Origin of the sequence: Streptomyces drozdowiczii, from assembly GCF_026167665.1 — a bacterium.
In the GTDB taxonomy this organism is placed as follows: domain Bacteria; phylum Actinomycetota; class Actinomycetes; order Streptomycetales; family Streptomycetaceae; genus Streptomyces; species Streptomyces drozdowiczii_A.
On the sequence record NZ_CP098740.1, the window covers coordinates 5,439,108 to 5,454,953 of the forward strand.

15 protein-coding genes are annotated in these 15,846 nt (G+C 73.7%); 11 read left to right on the plus strand and 4 right to left on the minus strand.

Annotated elements, in window-relative coordinates:
- The 6 genes from NEH16_RS24705 (at position 1) to NEH16_RS24730 (ending at position 7,514) form a co-directional block, all read left to right on the plus strand.
- A complete protein-coding gene (locus NEH16_RS24705; RefSeq protein ID WP_265545005.1) occupies positions 1 to 1,164 on the plus strand; it encodes a Gfo/Idh/MocA family protein in 1,164 nt (387 codons plus the stop codon).
- Positions 1,161 to 1,988: a PmoA family protein gene (locus NEH16_RS24710; RefSeq protein WP_265545006.1), complete on the plus strand. Its 828-nt coding sequence runs from the start codon at positions 1,161 to 1,163 to the stop codon at positions 1,986 to 1,988. The genes NEH16_RS24705 and NEH16_RS24710 overlap by 4 nt, the downstream gene beginning before the upstream one ends.
- The gene (locus NEH16_RS24715) at positions 1,985 to 3,562 is read left to right on the plus strand and encodes a glycoside hydrolase family 43 protein (protein ID WP_265545008.1); all 1,578 of its coding nucleotides are present in this window, start codon (positions 1,985 to 1,987) and stop codon (positions 3,560 to 3,562) included. The genes NEH16_RS24710 and NEH16_RS24715 overlap by 4 nt, the downstream gene beginning before the upstream one ends.
- Positions 3,559 to 4,893: an ABC transporter substrate-binding protein gene (locus NEH16_RS24720; RefSeq protein WP_265545010.1), complete on the plus strand. Its 1,335-nt coding sequence runs from the start codon at positions 3,559 to 3,561 to the stop codon at positions 4,891 to 4,893. The genes NEH16_RS24715 and NEH16_RS24720 overlap by 4 nt, the downstream gene beginning before the upstream one ends.
- Before the next feature lie 115 nt (positions 4,894 to 5,008).
- Positions 5,009 to 6,355 carry a pectate lyase family protein gene (locus NEH16_RS24725; protein ID WP_265545012.1) on the plus strand — a complete coding sequence of 449 codons (1,347 nt, stop codon included), beginning with the start codon at positions 5,009 to 5,011 and terminating at the stop codon, positions 6,353 to 6,355.
- A 73-nt stretch (positions 6,356 to 6,428) separates the two neighbouring features.
- The gene (locus tag NEH16_RS24730; RefSeq protein ID WP_265545013.1) at positions 6,429 to 7,514 is read left to right on the plus strand and encodes a pectinesterase family protein; all 1,086 of its coding nucleotides are present in this window, start codon (positions 6,429 to 6,431) and stop codon (positions 7,512 to 7,514) included.
- 10 nt (positions 7,515 to 7,524) lie between these two features.
- Here the strand turns inward: NEH16_RS24730 and NEH16_RS24735 are convergent, their stop codons facing one another.
- The 4 genes from NEH16_RS24735 to NEH16_RS24750 all read right to left on the minus strand — a co-directional run bounded on the left by NEH16_RS24735 (position 7,525) and on the right by NEH16_RS24750 (position 11,324).
- A complete protein-coding gene (locus NEH16_RS24735) occupies positions 7,525 to 8,286 on the minus strand; it encodes a hypothetical protein (protein WP_265545017.1) in 762 nt (253 codons plus the stop codon).
- Entirely contained in the window at positions 8,283 to 8,855 is a 573-nt protein-coding gene (locus tag NEH16_RS24740; protein ID WP_265545019.1) for a SigE family RNA polymerase sigma factor, read from the minus strand. Before NEH16_RS24740 ends, NEH16_RS24735 begins: the two co-directional genes overlap by 4 nt.
- A gap of 95 nt (positions 8,856 to 8,950) precedes the next feature.
- Positions 8,951 to 10,396, minus strand: a complete 1,446-nt coding sequence (locus NEH16_RS24745) for a peptidoglycan D,D-transpeptidase FtsI family protein (RefSeq protein ID WP_073968370.1) — start codon at positions 10,394 to 10,396, stop codon at positions 8,951 to 8,953.
- Positions 10,397 to 10,553: 157 nt separating this feature from the next.
- Positions 10,554 to 11,324 carry an IclR family transcriptional regulator gene (locus NEH16_RS24750; protein ID WP_265545021.1) on the minus strand — a complete coding sequence of 257 codons (771 nt, stop codon included), beginning with the start codon at positions 11,322 to 11,324 and terminating at the stop codon, positions 10,554 to 10,556.
- 168 nt (positions 11,325 to 11,492) lie between these two features.
- Between NEH16_RS24750 and NEH16_RS24755 the strand changes: the two genes are divergently transcribed.
- The 5 genes from NEH16_RS24755 to NEH16_RS24775 all read left to right on the plus strand — a co-directional run bounded on the left by NEH16_RS24755 (position 11,493) and on the right by NEH16_RS24775 (position 15,831).
- Positions 11,493 to 13,013 (plus strand): aldehyde dehydrogenase (NADP(+)), encoded by a 1,521-nt coding sequence (locus NEH16_RS24755; RefSeq protein WP_265545022.1) that lies wholly within the window; start codon positions 11,493 to 11,495, stop codon positions 13,011 to 13,013.
- Positions 13,010 to 13,615 carry a DUF1349 domain-containing protein gene (locus tag NEH16_RS24760; RefSeq protein ID WP_265545023.1) on the plus strand — a complete coding sequence of 202 codons (606 nt, stop codon included), beginning with the start codon at positions 13,010 to 13,012 and terminating at the stop codon, positions 13,613 to 13,615. The genes NEH16_RS24755 and NEH16_RS24760 overlap by 4 nt, the downstream gene beginning before the upstream one ends.
- Positions 13,616 to 13,744: 129 nt before the next feature.
- Positions 13,745 to 14,473, plus strand: a complete 729-nt coding sequence (locus NEH16_RS24765) for a hypothetical protein (RefSeq protein ID WP_265545024.1) — start codon at positions 13,745 to 13,747, stop codon at positions 14,471 to 14,473.
- Between the two features lie 37 nt (positions 14,474 to 14,510).
- Positions 14,511 to 15,002: a GNAT family N-acetyltransferase gene (locus NEH16_RS24770; protein ID WP_073968374.1), complete on the plus strand. Its 492-nt coding sequence runs from the start codon at positions 14,511 to 14,513 to the stop codon at positions 15,000 to 15,002.
- A gap of 109 nt (positions 15,003 to 15,111) precedes the next feature.
- On the plus strand, positions 15,112 to 15,831 hold the full coding sequence (locus tag NEH16_RS24775) for a DsbA family oxidoreductase (RefSeq protein WP_265545025.1): 720 nt from the start codon (positions 15,112 to 15,114) through the stop codon (positions 15,829 to 15,831).
- The last annotated feature ends 15 nt before the right edge of the window (positions 15,832 to 15,846 follow it).

Below are 15,846 nucleotides of genomic sequence, written 5' to 3' on the forward strand. Positions count from 1 at the left end.
ATGACCTCGCTGCCCCTCCCGATCGTCCTCGCGGGCGCCCGGGGCCACGGTCGCTGGCACCTCGCCAACATCCGCCGCCTCCAGCACCAGGGCCTCGTCCGCCTCGCCGGCATCTGCGAACTCACCCCGCTCGACGCCACCGAGCTGGCCGGCTTCGCGGACGAATCCCCCGAGCAGTCCGCCGACTTCGGCGCCCTCCTGGACTCCACCGGCGCCCGCGCCGCGGTGATCTGCACCCCCATCCAGACCCACACCGCCCTCGCCCTGACCGCCGCCGGACGCGGCGTGCACCTCCTCCTGGAGAAGCCGCCCGCCGCCACCCGCGCCGACTTCGACCGCATCCGCGCCGGGGTGCGCGACGCGGGCACCGCCTGCCAGGTGGGCTTCCAGTCCTTCGGCTCGCACGCCGTCCCCGCCATCCGGGAGCTCGTCGCCACCGGCGCCGTCGGCACCGTACGGGGCTACGCGGCGGCGGGCGCCTGGGTCCGCGACGACGCCTATTACGGGCGGGCGCCCTGGGCCGGCCGGCGCCGCATCGGGGACACCGACGTGGTCGACGGCGTCCTCACCAACCCGCTCGCCCACGCCGTCGCCACGGCCCTCGAACTCGCCGGGACCACCGCCGAGGACATCACCGCCATCGACACCGAGCTCTTCCGGGCCCACGACATCGAGGCCGACGACACCTCCTGCGTACGCGTCACCACCGCGTCCGGGCCGCCCGTCACCGCCGCCGTCACCCTCTGCGCGGAACAGGCGGGGGAGCCGTACGTCATCGTCCACGGCGACCGCGGCCGGATCACCTTCTGGTACAAGCAGGACCGCGTCCTCGTCCAGCGCGCCGGACACGGCCCCCTGGAGACCGTGCACGGCCGCACCGACCTCCTGGAGAACCTGGTCGCCCACCTGACGGAAGGCGCCCCGCTCCTCGTACCGCCGGAGCGCACCGGCGCCTTCATGGAGGTCGTGGAGGCCGTACGGACCGCGCCCGAACCGCGTCCCCTGCCGTCCGACGCCTGGCACACCGCGCCCGTGCCCGGCACCGGGGCCACCCGCCGGGTGGTGCGCGGCATCGACGCCCTGGTCGCGTCCGGCGCCGAAACCCTCGCCCTCTTCTCCGAACTCGGCGCCCCCTGGGCCCGCAGCGAGGTGACCTCCCCATGACGAACACCGCCCTGCTCAGCTGCGCCGACCGCCCCGTCGGCCGCTACACCTACCTCCCCGCCGACGCGGGCCGCCCCTACCTCCACCCGGTCACCACCCTGGCCGGCGTGCCCGTCACCGAGGAGCGCCCGGCCGACCACGTCCACCACCTGGGCGCCTCCGTCGCCGTCCCGGACGTCTCCGGGCACAACTTCTGGGGCGGCCGCACCTTCGTCCGGGGCCAAGGGCCCACCGTGCTCGACAACCACGGCACCCAGCGCCACCTCGGCTGGAAGCTGTGCGACCCGGACGGCTTCGTGGAGGAGCTCGGTTGGGAGGCCGGCGGCGGCGAACTGCTGCGCGAGCACCGCACGGTGGCCGCCACGCCCCTCTCGGACACCGCCTGGGCGCTCGACCTCTCCTTCTCGCTCACCAACCCCGGCCCCGGCGACCTGTCGATCGGCAGCCCCGCCACCAACGGCCGCCCCGGCGCCGGATACGGCGGCTTCTTCTGGCGCGCCCCCAAGGAGGGGTCCCCGCCCGCCGTGTTCGGCCCGGCGGCGGACGGCGAGGAGGCGGTGCACGGGCGGGCCGCCGACTGGGTCGCGCTCTGCGGCGACGGCTGGTCGCTGGTCTTCGCCGGGGCGACCGAGGAGACCCGCCGCGACCCGTGGTTCGTGCGCACCACCGAGTACCCGGGCGTCGGCTCCTCGCTCGCCGCCGCCGAACGGCTGCCCGTACCCGCCGGGGCCACGGTCGTACGCCGGATCGTCACCGTCGTCGCGGACGGCCGCCTCGACCGGGCCGGCGCCGCCGCCCTCGTCCGCCGGGCGGTGACCGCGTGAACGCCACCCGCCCCTGGACCGCCGACCTCGGCGACGGCACCTACCGCAACCCGGTCCTCAACGCCGACTGGTCGGACCCGGACGTGATCCGCGTCGGCGACGACTTCTACCTCACCGCCTCCAGCTTCGGCCGCGCCCCCGGGCTGCCGCTGCTCCACTCCCGCGACCTCGTCAACTGGACGCTGACCGGGCACGCCCTGGACCGCCTGGAGCCCGCCGCCGAGTTCGCCGCGCCCCGGCACGACTGCGGGGTGTGGGCGCCCGCGCTGCGGCACCACGCCGGGCGGTTCTGGATCTTCTGGGGCGACCCCGACCACGGCATCCAGCAGATCAGCGCCGAGGACATCCGGGGCCCGTGGACCGCGCCGCACCTGGTCAAGGCGGGACGGGGGCTGATCGACCCGTGCCCGCTGTGGGACGAGGAGACCGGCGAGGCGTACCTCGTGCACGCCTGGGCCAAGTCCCGCTCCGGGATCAAGAACCGGCTCACCGGACACCGGATGAGCCCGGACGGGCGGGAACTGCTCGACGAGGGCAAGACCCTGATCGACGCCGACACGCTGCCCGGCTGGTTCACCCTGGAGGGCCCCAAGCTGCACCGCCGGAACGGCGAGTTCTGGATCTTCGCCCCGGCGGGCGGGGTCGCGACGGGCTGGCAGGGCGCGTTCCGCTCGCGCGACTTCTTCGGCCCGTACGAGGAGCGCGTCGTCCTCGCCCAGGGCCGGAGCGGGGTCAACGGGCCGCACCAGGGCGCCTGGGTGGACACCCCGGCCGGTGAGGACTGGTTCCTGCACTTCCAGGAGCGCGGGGCGTACGGCCGCGTGGTGCACCTCCAGCCGATGCGCTGGGACGGTGACGGCTGGCCGGTCATCGGCGACGCCGGCGAACCCGTCGCCATGCACCGCAAGCCCGCCCTGCCCGCCCAGCCCGTCGAGGCCCCGGCCTGCGACGACGGCTTCCCGGGCGGCCGCCACGGCAGGCAGTGGCAGTGGACGGCGAACCCGCGCCCCGGGTGGACCGTCGAGCACGCCGGGGACGGGCTGCGGCTGAGCTGCGTACCGGCGGAGCACGCGCACGACCTGAGGCTCCTGCCCCACGTACTGGTCCAGCGGCTGCCCGCCGAGACGTTCACCGCCGAGGTCGAACTCGCCCTCGAAAGCGAGGCGCCCGGGGCGAGGGCGGGGCTTGCCGTGCTCGGGGACGCCTACTCCTGGATCGGCCTCGAACGGCAGGCGGAGGGCGGGGTGCGGCTCGTGCACCGGTTCGCCGAGGCGACCGCCGACGCCGAGCGCGACGCGGGGCACGCCGGGCCGGCGCCCTCGGGGGCGGCCCGGCTTCGGATCGAGGTCGCCCCGGGCGCCCGCTGCCGCTTCCTCGCCGACACCGGGGACGGGGCCGGGTTCCGGCCCTCCGGGCAGGTCTTCGCCGCCACCCCGTGGCGCTGGGTCGGCGCGCTGCTCGGGCTGTTCGCCACCGCGCCGCCCGGGGCGGGCCCGACCGGGACCGCCCGCTTCACCGGCTTCCACGTAACCGCGTCACACGCAACCGAACCGAGAGAGAAGAGCCGATCATGAACATCTCGAAGACGCAGCGGGGGCGCGCCACGGCCGCCGTCTCCCTCGCGGCGGTGCTCGCCCTGACGGCGACCGCGTGCGGCGACGACGGCAGCGCGAGCGGCGGCGAGGGCAGCGGCAAGGGCGAGATCACCTTCTGGGACAACAACGGCGGCCCGCGCACCGCCGTCTGGAAGGAGATCATCCAGGACTTCGAGAAGAAGTACCCGGACATCGAGGTGAAGTACGTGCCGATCCCGATCGCCGACGTGCAGTCCAAGTACGACACGGCCATCGCGGGCGGCGGAGTGCCGGACGTCGGCGGTGTCGGCACCGCCTACCTGGCCAACATGGTCTCGCAGGACGCCCTGGAACCGCTGGGCGACCGGATCAAGGACTCCTCGCTCAACGGCAAGCTGGTCGAGGGCATGGTCGAGAGCGTCAAGGACGCGGCCGGGCGGGACGACGAGATGTACACCGTGCCGACCTCCGCGAACAACGGCGCGCTCTGGTACCGCACCGACCTCTTCAAGGCGGCCGGACTGGAAGCGCCCACCAGCTGGGCCACGTTCTACGAGGCCGCCGAGAAGCTGACCGACGCCAAGAAGAACAAGTTCGGCTACACCATCCGCGGCGGCGCCGGCTCCATCGCCCAGGCCCTCGACGCGGCGTACGGGCAGTCGGGCATCACCGAGTTCTGGAACGGTGACAAGACCACCCTCAACGATCCCAAGAACGTGGCGGCGCTGGAGAAGTACGCCGCCCTCTACAAGAAGACGACGCCGTCCGCCGACGTCAACAACGACTTCACCAAGATGGTCGCCCAGTTCGACACCGGCACCATCGGGATGCTGAGCCACAACCTCGGCTCCTACCAGGACCACCTGAAGGCCCTCGGCAAGGACAAGTTCGCCGGCATACCCAACCCGGTCGGCGACGGCGGCACCCGCGTCCAGGTCTCCAACCCGGTCGACGGCCTCGGCCTGTTCAAGGCGAGCAAGAACAAGACCGCCGCCTGGAAGTTCATCGAGTTCGCCGCCTCGCACGAGTCGAACAGCAAGTGGAACGAGTCCGCGGGCGCCATCCCCGCCAACACCGAGGCCGCCAAGGACCCGTGGATCAGCGAGGCCGCCCCGACCGAGCTGGCCGCGAAGGCCCTCACCGACGGCTCCACCAAGATCGTGCAGCTGCCGTACTACCTGCCCGACTGGAACAACATCAGCAAGGCCGACAACGAGCCGGAGTTCCAGAAGCTGCTGCTCGGCAAGGTCACGGCCAAGGCGTTCCTGGACAAGATGGCCGACGAGCTCAACGCGGCCCAGAAGGAGTGGAAGGAGCGCGGCAACGGCTGATCCGGCCCTCCGGCGCGGGGCCGGGCGCGAGCCCGTCGCACGGACGGCCCGCCCCGCCCCGCCACCCCCCTTCCTCTCCCTTCCACAGGTCCCGCACCAGAACCGAGGATTTGTCATGTCCACACGCATTTCTGTCCGCAGAAACCACGCCCGTGCCATCGCCGTCACGATGGGCTGCGCCTCGCTGGCCCTCGCCCTGAGCCTCCCCGCGCAGGCCGCCCCGCAGCCCCACGGCACGAAGAGCGCCGAGCGCGCCGTCCTCGCGAAGGGCGACGGCTGGGCCTCCGCCGAGGGCTCCACCACCGGTGGCGCCGCCGCGACGCCCGACCACGTCTACACCGTGCACAACCGCGCCGAACTCATCGCCGCCTTCGAGGACGCGGGCGACGCCCCGAAGATCGTCCGGATCGCCGGGACCGTGCACGGCAACGCCGACGCCGAGGGCAACCCGATCGACTGCGAGGCGTACCAGACCGACGGCTACACCCTGGACAAGTACCTCGCCGCCTACGACCCCGGCACCTGGGGCCGCGAGGAGGTCCCGTCCGGGCCGCTGGAGGACGCCCGGCTCGCCTCCGCCAAGCTCCAGAAGGCCGCCGTCAACGTCTACGTCCCGTCCAACACCACGCTGATCGGCACCGGCCGGGACGCCACGGTCATCGGCGCCTCGATCCAGATCCAGAACGTCTCCAACGTCATCGTCCGCAACATCTCCTTCGAGGACACCTACGACTGCTTCCCGCAGTGGGACCCGACCGACGGCGACACCGGCCACTGGAACTCCGAGTACGACAACCTCGTCGTCTACGGCTCCGACCACGTCTGGGTCGACCACAACACCTTCAGCGACGGCGACCGCCCCGACGCCGACCAGCCCCGGTACTTCAACGAGCTGTACCAGCAGCACGACGGGCTCTTCGACATCGTCAAGGGCGCCGACCTGGTGACCGCCTCCTGGAACGTCCTCAAGGACCACGACAAGACCATGCTCCTCGGCAACAGCGACAAGGCCGGGGACACCGACCGGGGCAAGCTCCGCGTCACCCTGCACCACAACCTCTTCAAGGACGTCAACGAGCGGGCGCCCCGCGTCCGCTTCGGCCAGGTCGACTCGTACAACAACCACTTCGTCGCCACGAAGGGCAGCGTCTACGGCTACTCGTACGGGATCGGCGCCGAGTCCCACCTCGTCGCCGAGCACAACGCGTTCACGCTCAGCGGTGAGTTCGACCAGGCGAAGATCCTCAAGAAGTGGTCGGAGTCCTCGCTCACGGCCGCCGACAACTGGGTCAACGGCCGCCGCACCGACCTGATCGCCGTCCACAACGCGGGCGTGCCCGAGGAGCAGCTGACCACGGGCGCCGGCTGGACCCCGACCCTCCGCAACCGGGTCGACCACCCGCTGCTGGTGCCGCTCGTCGTGGGCCTCGGCGCGGGCGCGGGCCGGCTGCCCGGCGCCTGACCAGCCGCCCCTTTCCTCCGCCGGCGCCCGCCGCGGCGCCGGCGGAGGAGGCCGCCCCCGCAAAGGAGCCCCCATGCCCACCCGACGCACCGCCCTGGCCCTCTTCGCCTCCTCCGCCCTCGCCCTCGGCACCGCCTCGCCCGCCGTCGCGCACGCCCGCCCTTTCGGCCGCCACGGCTCGCCCGCCCGCCGCCGCGACCACGCGACCCTGTACGTCGACGCGCGTGGCCGGGGCGACCACACCACCGTCCAGGCCGCCGTGGACGCGGCCACCGGCACCGGGCGCACCCTGGTGCTCGCCCCCGGCACCTACCGGGAGACCGTGGACATCCCCGCCGACCGGACCGGCCTCACCCTCATCGGCGCGAGCGGCGACCCGCGCGACACGGTGATCGTGTACGACAACGCCAACGGCACCCCGCGCCCCGACGGTTCGGGCACCTACGGCACCAGCGGGTCCGCCACGGTCACCGCCCGGCCCGCCGGACTCACCGCCCGCGACCTGACCTTCGCCAACGACTGGCTGCGCGCCGACCACCCCGACTACGCCGGCACCCAGGCCGTCGCCGTCAAGGTGACCGGCGACCGCTCGGCGTTCCACAACTGCCGCTTCCTGGGCCACCAGGACACGCTGTACGCGGACTCCGCGTCGCTCACCGACTTCGCCCGGCAGTACTACCGCGACTGCTACGTGGAAGGGGACGTGGACTTCGTCTTCGGCCGGGCGTCGGCAGTCCTGGACCACTGCCACTTCCGCACCCTGGCCCGCACCGACCTGACCGGACCGCCCCACGGCTTCGTCTTCGCGCCGAGCACCGCCGGGGCCGACCCGCACGGCTTCCTGGTCCTGCGCTCCCGGGTCACCAGCACCGCCCCCGACGGGTACTTCAAGCTGGCCCGCCCCTGGGTCCCGTCCTCGGACCTCACCGCGCACCCCATGCTCACCGTGCGCGACAGCCACCTCGGCGCGGGCATCGACACGGACGAGCCGTACGGCACGATGTCGGCGGGCTTCCCGTGGCAGGAGCAGCGGTTCGCGGAGTACCGCAACACGGGGCCGGGCGCACGCGTCACGGTCCCGGCCAACCGGCCCCAGCTCACGGCGTACGAGGCGCGGCAGCACACCCCCGCCGCCTGGCTGGGCGACTGGAGGCCCTGACGGGAGCTGGTCAGCGCGCCCGCCCGAAGCGGTCGCCCACCGCCGCCTTCCCGCCCGAGGCGCGGACCGCGTGCGCGGTCACCGTGTCGCCGGTGGCGTCCCGGTCGCCCTCCGCGTGGTTGTACTGCCCGGCGAACGTGTGCGTGCCGGCCGGGACGGTCCGGCCGGGGCGCAGCGTCCACCGGTAGACCAGGAAGCCGCCGCTCTCGTCCACCGACACGGTGAAGTCCGGCTCGGGCAGCGAGCGCCAGGAGCCGGTGCTGTTCACCCCGCCGGTCTGGGCCACCCGCAGCTCCACGGTGAGCGCGGACAGCGGCTCGGTGGTCCGCAGGGTGACGTTGCTCTGCGCCCAGTACGCGTTGCTGTGCGGGTCGACCACGCCGCCGGTCCACAGCGGTCCGTCCTCGGGCCGCAGCGGGGCCTTCGCGACGGGGGAGTCCGGCGCCTTCGCGGTGGCGGACGGGGCCGACGCGGTGGCGGACGGGGCCTTCGCGGTGGCGGACGGCGCCGACGCCACCTGCCCACCGCGCGCCCGGTCGTCGTCGGCCGCCGAGGTGACCGCGAACGCTCCGGCCGCCAGCACCCCGCAGACCGCTGCCGTCGCCCCGGCCACCCGCAGCCACGGGCGGACCGCGCGCGGCGGGCGCACGGACCGGGGTGCCGGGCGGTCGCCCGCCATCCCGCGCTCGATCCGGGCCAGCATCCGGGCCCGGTCGGGGCGGTGCGCCTCGGCGGCCTCCCGCAGCCGCCCCGACAGCTCCTCGTCCTTCACCGCTCTCCTCCACCGCGCTGCGCCGCGACGGCGAGCCGGACCCGCGCGGCGGGCGTCTCCGGCCCCAGCAGCCGCTGGAGTTCGGCGACGGCGCGCGAGGTCTGGCTCTTCACCGTACCCACCGAGATCCCCAGCACCAGCGAGGTGTCCCGCTCCGAGAGGTCGAAGGCGTGCCGCAGCACCACACAGGCCCGCTTGCGGAACGGCAGCCTGCGCAGCGCCTCCCGCACGTCCACCACCGCCGGCACATCGGGGCCCTCGGCCGCCCCGTCGTCCCCGCCGCCGCGCGGCGCCCAGAACAGCGCGATCCGGCGCCGCTCGCGGACCGCGCTGCGGATGCGCGTCCTGGCCAGATTGGCGACCACGCCCCGCGCGTACGCCACCGGGTTCCCGGCCTCGCGGACCCGGTCCCAGCGGTGCCAGAGCGCGAGCAGGGCATCGGCCGCGAGATCGTCGGCGGCATCCGCCTCACCGGTCAGCAGATGGGCGAGGCGGGCCAGTTCCGCGTAATGGGCCTCGAAGAACGCGTGGAACTCGGCGGCGGCGGCATCGTCGACTGCTGTGCCCACGGCTACCTCGTCCCCTGCGCCCGCACGCCCGGCCCGCCCGGTACGCCCCCGCCGGGGCGTGAGCGTACCGCAAGCGCTTCGACAACAGGAGGGGGCTACCGCCGCAGCGCCGCCTCCATCATCTTCCTGGCGACCGGCGCCGCCAGCCCGTTGCCGCTGACCTCGGACGCGGTCGAACCGGAGTCCTCCACGATCACGGCCACCGCGACCTCCTGGCCGCCGGACTTGGCGTACGAGGTGAACCAGGCGTACGGGGTGTTGCTGTTGTCCACGCCGTTCTCGGCGGTGCCCGTCTTGCCGCCGACCTCGGCCCCGGCGATCCGGGCGTTGGTGCCGGTGCCCTTCTCCACCACGGTCACCATGGCGCTGCGCAGCTGCTTCGCGGTGTCCTCGGAGACGATCCGCTTCGTGTCGCCGTCCGCGAAGTCCTCCAGCGTGCCGCCGTCCCCGTCGGTCACCTTCGACACCATGTGCGGGGCGGCCAGCTCACCGCCGTTGGCCAGGGCGGCGGAGACCATCGCCATCTGGAGCGGGGTCGCGGTCACCTCGAACTGGCCGATGCCCGACAGCGCGGTCTGCGGCTTGTCCATGTCCTCCGGATACACGCTCTTGGACGCCCGCACCGGGACGTCCAGCTTCTCCTCGTTGAAGCCGAACTTCTCCGCCATCGCCCGTACCTTGTCCTGGCCCAGGTCGGCGGCGACCTTGCCGAAGACGTTGTTGCACGAGTACTGGAGGGCGACGCGCAGCGAGGCGTTCTCGCAGGGGGCGGACGCGCTCTCGTTCCGCAGCGGAGTGCTGGTCCCCGGCAGCGTGTACGGCACCGGGCTCTTCGTCGGCTCGTCCACGGAGTCGTACAGCCCGTTCTCCAGCGCGGCCGACGCCACGACCAGCTTGAACGTCGAGCCGGGCGCGAGCGGCTGCCGCATCGCCCGGTTGACCAGCGGCTTGTCCTTGTCGGCGAGCAGCTTCGACCAGGTGTCGCCGTCGTTCGTGCCGCTGATGCCCGACGGGTCGTACGACGGCGAGGAGACCATGCCCAGGATCTGCCCGCTCCGCGGGTCGATCGCCACGGCCGCGCCCTTGTCGTCGCCGAGTGCGTCGCTCGCCGCCTTCTGGACGTCCGGGTCGATCGTCGTCACCACGTCACCGGGCGCGGACCGCTTCCCCGTGATCGCGCCCAGCGGGCTCTTCAGCCGGTCGTCGGTGCCGTCCAGCACATGGCTGTAGATCCCTTCGAGCTGCGTCGAGCCGTACGCCTGCGAGCTGTAGCCGGTCACGGACGAGTAGAGGTCGCCCTGTTTGTAGGTGCGCTTGTATGCGAGATCGCTGCCCTCCGTCCGCTTCGAGCCCGTGACCGGCGAACCGGCCACGATGATGTCGCCCAGCGGCTGCGCGTACTGCGCGATGGTGTTCCGCCGGTTGTGGTCGTCTTCTGCGAGCGCCTTCGCCTGGTACGCCTGCACCCAGGTCGCCCGCCCGAGGAGGGCGAGGACCAGCAGCAGGCAGAAGACCGAGGCGCGCCTGATCGTCTTGTTCATCCCGCTTGAGGGACGAGCGGCGTCCGGCGGAGCGTTCCCGGTTGTGCCGCTTCTCACCGATTCCTCATACGGTGACCACGCCGTGCACGGCCGTACGGGCTCAGCCCGGCTTGGCGAATCCCGACTCGTACGCCGTGATCACCGCCTGGCCGGGGGGTCAGAGTCTGCGGGTGGCGAGCGTCAGCCGGTCGCGCGCGTCGAACAGCGCGTCCTTGACCAGCTGTTCGTGCGCGGGCGTCAGCCGGGCGACCGGCACCGAGCAGCTGATGGCGTCCCTGGCCGGCGTGCGGTACGGGACGGCGACGCCGAAGCAGCGCAGCCCCAGCGTGTTCTCCTCGCGGTCCACCGCGTACCCCTGCTCGCGGATCTGGTGCAGCTCCTCGATGAGCTTCTCCCGGTCCGTCAGGGTGTGCTCGGTGAGCGCGGGCAGCGTCTCGGGCAGCATCTTGCGGACCTGCTCGTCGGTGTAGGTGGCCAGCAGCGCCTTGCCGAGCGAGGTGGAGTGCGCGGGCAGCCGGCGGCCGACCCGGGTGAAGGGGCGCAGGTAGTGCTGGGACTGGCGGGTGGCGAGGTAGACCACGTTGGTGCCGTCGAGCCGGGCCAGGTGGATGGTCTCCGTGGTGTCGTCGGAGAGCCGGTCGAGCGTGGGGCGGGCCGCGGCGACGACCTCGTCGCCGTCGATGTACGAGGTCCCGACCAGGAGGGCCCGTACGCCGATCCCGTACCGCGTGCCGGTCGCGTCGGTCTCCACCCAGCCCAGCTCCACCAGGGTGCGCAGCAGCATGTAGAGGCTGGACTTCGGGTAGCCGACGGCCTCCTGGACCGCGGCGAGCGAGTGCATGCCGGGCCGTCCGGCGAAGTACTCCAGCAGCTCGACCGTCCGTACCGCGGACTTGACCTGCGCCCCACCCGACTCGGGAACCGACATCGCCCTGACCCCTTTCACCCCGCCGACGAAACCCTGCGACTTCTTGCCAACACCGAACGCCCGGAAATAGAGTCGCTTCACATTCACGTTCAGGAACGCTGTTCAGAATACCGAACAGCTTATACCGGACGACTTCTGATGTGCGGCAGTAAAGCGGAAGGAAACACGGTGGCAGCAGCACCAGTCTGGAGCGTCGACCCCCGCACCGGGAACCCGCGCGAGCAGGTTGCGGTGGAGGCCACAGCGGAGGAGGTCGACCGCGCGGTCCGCGCCGCCCACGCGGTACGCGACTCCCTCGCCCACCGCACGAAGCGCGCCGCGTTCCTGCGTACGGCCGCCGAACTGCTCACCGAGGCCGGGGACCACGTCATCGAGGCCGCCGACGCCGAGACCGCCCTCGGCCCGGCCCGGCTGACCGGCGAACTCGCCCGCACCGCGGCCCAGTTGCGGGCCTTCGCGGAGGTCGTCGACGAGGGCGCCTTCCTCGACATCCACATCGACCACGCGGACGCCACCCGCACCCCGCCCTGGCCCGACCTGCGCCGCTACAAGATCCCGCTCGGCGTCGTCGCGGTCTACGCCGCCAGCAACTTCCCGCTCGCCTTCTCCGTGCCCGGCGGCGACACCGCCAGCGCCCTCGCGGCCGGCTGCCCCGTCGTCGTCAAGGCCCACCCGGACCACCCGGCGACCTCCGAACTGTGCGCCTCCGTCCTGCGCCGGGCCGCCGCGCGCACCGGGCTGCCCGAGGACGTCGTCACCCTCGTCCACGGCTTCGAGGCGGGCGTCGCCCTCGTCCGGCACCCGCTCGTCGCCGCCGCCGGATTCACCGGCTCGGTGCGCGGCGGGCGCGCCCTGTTCGACGCGGCCGCCGCCCGCCCCGCGCCCATCCCCTTCCACGGCGAGCTGGGCTCCCTCAACCCCGTCGTCGTCACCGAGGCCGCAGCCGCCGAGCGCGGCGAGGAGATCGGCGCGGGCCTGGCCGGCTCGATGACCATGGGCGCCGGCCAGTTCTGCACCAAGCCCGGATTCGTCCTGGTCCCCGAGGGCGAGGGCGGCGACCGCCTCCTCAAGGCGCTCACCGAGGCCGTCAGCGACACCGAGGCCGGGGTCCTCCTCGACCACCGCATGCGCGACGCCTTCCTCGCCGGGGTCACCGAGCGCGCCGCGCTCCCCGGGGTCGAGGCGCCCGTCACCCCCGGCGCGGGCGGCGAGCACACCGTCGCGGCCGGCTTCCTGACCGTCCCGGCCCGCGAGCTCACCGCCGAGGGCCCGCACGACGCGCTCCTGGAGGAGTGCTTCGGCCCGGTCACCGTCGTCGCCCGCTACGCCTCCGAGGACGAGATCACCGCCGTCCTCACCCGCCTCCCCGGCAACCTCACCGCCACCCTCCACATCGCCACCGAGGAGGCCGGGGGCGCCGCTGCGGACCTCCTCGCCGCGCTCACCCCGCTCGCCGGGCGGGTCCTCGTCAACGGCTGGCCGACCGGCGTCGCCGTCGCCCCCGCCCAGCACCACGGCGGCCCCTACCCGGCCACCACCTCCACCTCCACCTCGGTCGGCGCCACCGCCATCGAGCGCTGGCTGCGCCCGGTCAGCTACCAGACCACCCCCGACGCGCTCCTCCCGCCGGAGCTGCGCGAGGACAACCCGCTGGGCCTGCCCCGCCGAGTGAACGGACGCCCCGCGTGAACCTCCCCGAACTCCCCTTCGCGCTCCGGCCGTACGGTCCCGAGGGCGGCTGGACGTACGAGAACGGCACGCTCACCGGCCGCGCCGGCGCCCGCCAGGACCGCTTCGTCCCGCCGGGCGGCGACACCCTGGAACCGGCGAGCGACGCGCCCCGGCTGCTCGGCGCCGCCCCGGCGGGCGACTTCCAGCTCGTCGCCCGGGTGAAGGTGGGCTTCGCCGCCGCCTTCGACGCGGGCGTGCTCTACCTCCACACCGGCGACCGGGAGTGGGCCAAGCTCTGCCTGGAGCTGTCCCCGGAGCGCCCGACCATCTGCACGGTGGTCACCCGGGGCCACTCGGACGACGTCAACTCCTCCGTCGTGGACGGCGACACGTACTGGCTGCGCCTGAGCCGTACGGGGCACGCCTTCGCGTTCCACGCCTCGGCCGACGGCGAGAAGTGGACCTTCGTCCGCGTCTTCACCCTCGGCACCCCGGAGCAGGCGGCCACCGCATCCGTCGGCTTCCTCGCCCAGTCGCCCACCGGCGAGGGCTGCGAGGTGGCCTTCGACCGGATCGCCTTCCGGCCGGAGGGCCTGGCGGACCTCCGCGACGGCAGCTGACGGACCGGGGACGCTGCGGACGGCACGCGGCGGACGGCACGCGGCGAAATCCCGTACCGCTCCGCCGCCCGCCCGTGAGAGCCTGCCCGACGGTCCGGGAGCCGGGCCGACAGCGGGGGAGAGGCCGTCATGGGTGTGCATCTGATCGGAGGCGGCTGGGACGAGGCCGCCGCCCCGCTCGTCTACGGGCCCTTCCTCGCCGAGGCGGGGGCCGAGGCGACCGTGGGCTGCCTGCTCGTCCACGAGGGCGACGGGCCCGAGCAGTTCATCCGCTACGCGACCGTGCTGCGCCGGGTGGCCCCGGGCGTCCGGCCGGTCCCGCTGCTCGTGCCCGAGGGCGGGGTGTTCGACCCCGGGGAGCTGGCCGGGCTGGACGGACTGCTGGTCGGCGGCGGACTGACCCCCGCCTATCAGGCCGCCCTCGCCCCGGTACGCGAAGCCGTGGCGCGGATCGTCGCCGAGCGCGGCCTGCCGTACGCGGGCTTTTCCGCAGGGGCCGTCGTCGCCGCCCGCCGCGCCCTCGTCGGCGGGCGGCTGGACCGGGGAGTCCCGGTCTGCCCGGACGACGCGGCGGAGGACCTGGAGGAGATCGAGGTCCGCGACGGCCTCGGGCTCGTCCCGTACACCGTGGACGTGCACACCTCGGCCTGGGGGACGCTCGGCCGCCCGGCCGCGGCGGTGGCACGCGGGGACGCGGAGTGCGCCGTCGCCCTCGACGAGAACACCCTGCTGACCGTCGCGCCCGACGGGCGGGCGGTGGTGGCGGGGACGGGTCGGGCGCGGCTGGTGCGGCGTGCGGACGAACCCGGCGCCGTCGTCGTACGCGCCCTGCGCGCGGGGGACCGGCTCGCCCTCTGAAGGGAACCGGGCGTCCCGCAGCTACGTCCTCCCCACCATGATCCGTAAAGCGACGCAAGACGACCTCGACGCGATATCCGTCCTGCACACCGAGGCCAGGGCCACCTACTACCGCGACCACCTCCCCGAGGAGGAGTACGCGGGCGAGGCCGAGGTGGCCCGCAGCCGGGAGGGGTGGGCCCGCGCCGTGGACCGCGAGGACGCCACCGTGCTCTGCGCCGAGGCGGACGAGGACGGCGCCCTCGCGGGCGTCGCCGCCTACTCCGTACGCGACGGCGTCATGACCCTCAGCCAGTTCCACGTCTCCCCGGCCCGCTGGCGCGAGGGCGTCGGCAGTGCCCTGCACCTCGCCTGCGTCGCCGACTGGGAGCGGCGCGGCGTGACCACCGTCCGCCTGGAGGTCTTCGAGCCCAACAAGCGCGCCCAGGCCTTCTACTCCGCCTGCGGCTGGGTCCCCGACCCCGACCAGCCCCGGCACGGCGACCACCTCGTGCTGCGCCTCGCCCTCCCCAGGCCCCCTCGGAGCTGAGCGGGGCCCGGGAATGGCACCGGCCCGGCAGGCGTTGGCGCAGGGAGCGGAGGGTGCCTCCGCGCTGCGTGAGCGGCCCCCTCGGAACGTCCCGGAGAGAAGAAGAGTCATGCGCGTCGAGATCTGGAGCGACATCGCCTGCCCCTGGTGTTATGTCGGAAAGGCCCGTTTCGAGAAGGGCCTCGCCGGCTTCGCCCACCGCGACGACGTCGAGGTGGTGCACCGCTCCTTCGAGCTCGACCCCGGCCGCGCCAAGGACGACACCGAGCTGGTCACCGACATGCTGGCGCGTAAGTACGGGCGCAGCCCCGATGAGGTCCGCGCGATGGAGGCCAACGTCGCGGCCAACGCCCAGGCCGAAGGGCTCGGCTACCTCGCCGAGGGCCGCGACCACGGCAGCACGTTCGACATCCACCGCCTGCTGCACCTGGCCAAGGCCCGAGGCCGCCAGGACGAGCTGCTGACCCGCGCCTACCGGGCCAACTTCGCCGAGGAGCGGTCCGTCTTCGACGACTCCGTCCTGCTGGACCTGGCCGTCGAGTCGGGGCTCGACGCCGAGGAGGCGCGGGCGGTGCTCGCCGACCCGGAGGCGTACGCCGACGAGGTGCGCGCCGACGAGCGGGAGGCGGCCGAGCTGGGCGCCAACGCGGTGCCGTTCTTCGTGTTCGACCGGCGTTACGGCATCTCCGGCGGCCAGCCCGCCGAGGTCTTCGCCCAGGCGCTGGAGCAGGCGTGGAAGGACCGCCCGGTGACCGCCGCCGGGGACGCGGCGGCCTGCGACGCCGACGGGGCCTGCGAGGTCCCCGGAGCGGCGGCCCGGAACGCCTGACCCGGTGCGCGGGCC

Excerpts from the sequence above, each read along its gene's own strand:
- NEH16_RS24705 (WP_265545005.1), top strand. The coding sequence starts at position 1 with ATGACCTCGCTGCCCCTCCCGATCGTCCTCGCGGGCGCCCGGGGCCAC.
- NEH16_RS24710 (WP_265545006.1), top strand. The coding sequence starts at position 1,161 with ATGACGAACACCGCCCTGCTCAGCTGCGCCGACCGCCCCGTCGGCCGC.
- NEH16_RS24720 (WP_265545010.1), top strand. The coding sequence starts at position 3,559 with ATGAACATCTCGAAGACGCAGCGGGGGCGCGCCACGGCCGCCGTCTCC.
- NEH16_RS24725 (WP_265545012.1), top strand. The coding sequence starts at position 5,009 with ATGTCCACACGCATTTCTGTCCGCAGAAACCACGCCCGTGCCATCGCC.
- NEH16_RS24730 (WP_265545013.1), top strand. The coding sequence starts at position 6,429 with ATGCCCACCCGACGCACCGCCCTGGCCCTCTTCGCCTCCTCCGCCCTC.
- NEH16_RS24745 (WP_073968370.1), bottom strand. The coding sequence starts at position 10,396 with ATGAACAAGACGATCAGGCGCGCCTCGGTCTTCTGCCTGCTGCTGGTC.
- NEH16_RS24750 (WP_265545021.1), bottom strand. The coding sequence starts at position 11,324 with ATGTCGGTTCCCGAGTCGGGTGGGGCGCAGGTCAAGTCCGCGGTACGG.
- NEH16_RS24765 (WP_265545024.1), top strand. The coding sequence starts at position 13,745 with ATGGGTGTGCATCTGATCGGAGGCGGCTGGGACGAGGCCGCCGCCCCG.
- NEH16_RS24770 (WP_073968374.1), top strand. The coding sequence starts at position 14,511 with ATGATCCGTAAAGCGACGCAAGACGACCTCGACGCGATATCCGTCCTG.
- NEH16_RS24775 (WP_265545025.1), top strand. The coding sequence starts at position 15,112 with ATGCGCGTCGAGATCTGGAGCGACATCGCCTGCCCCTGGTGTTATGTC.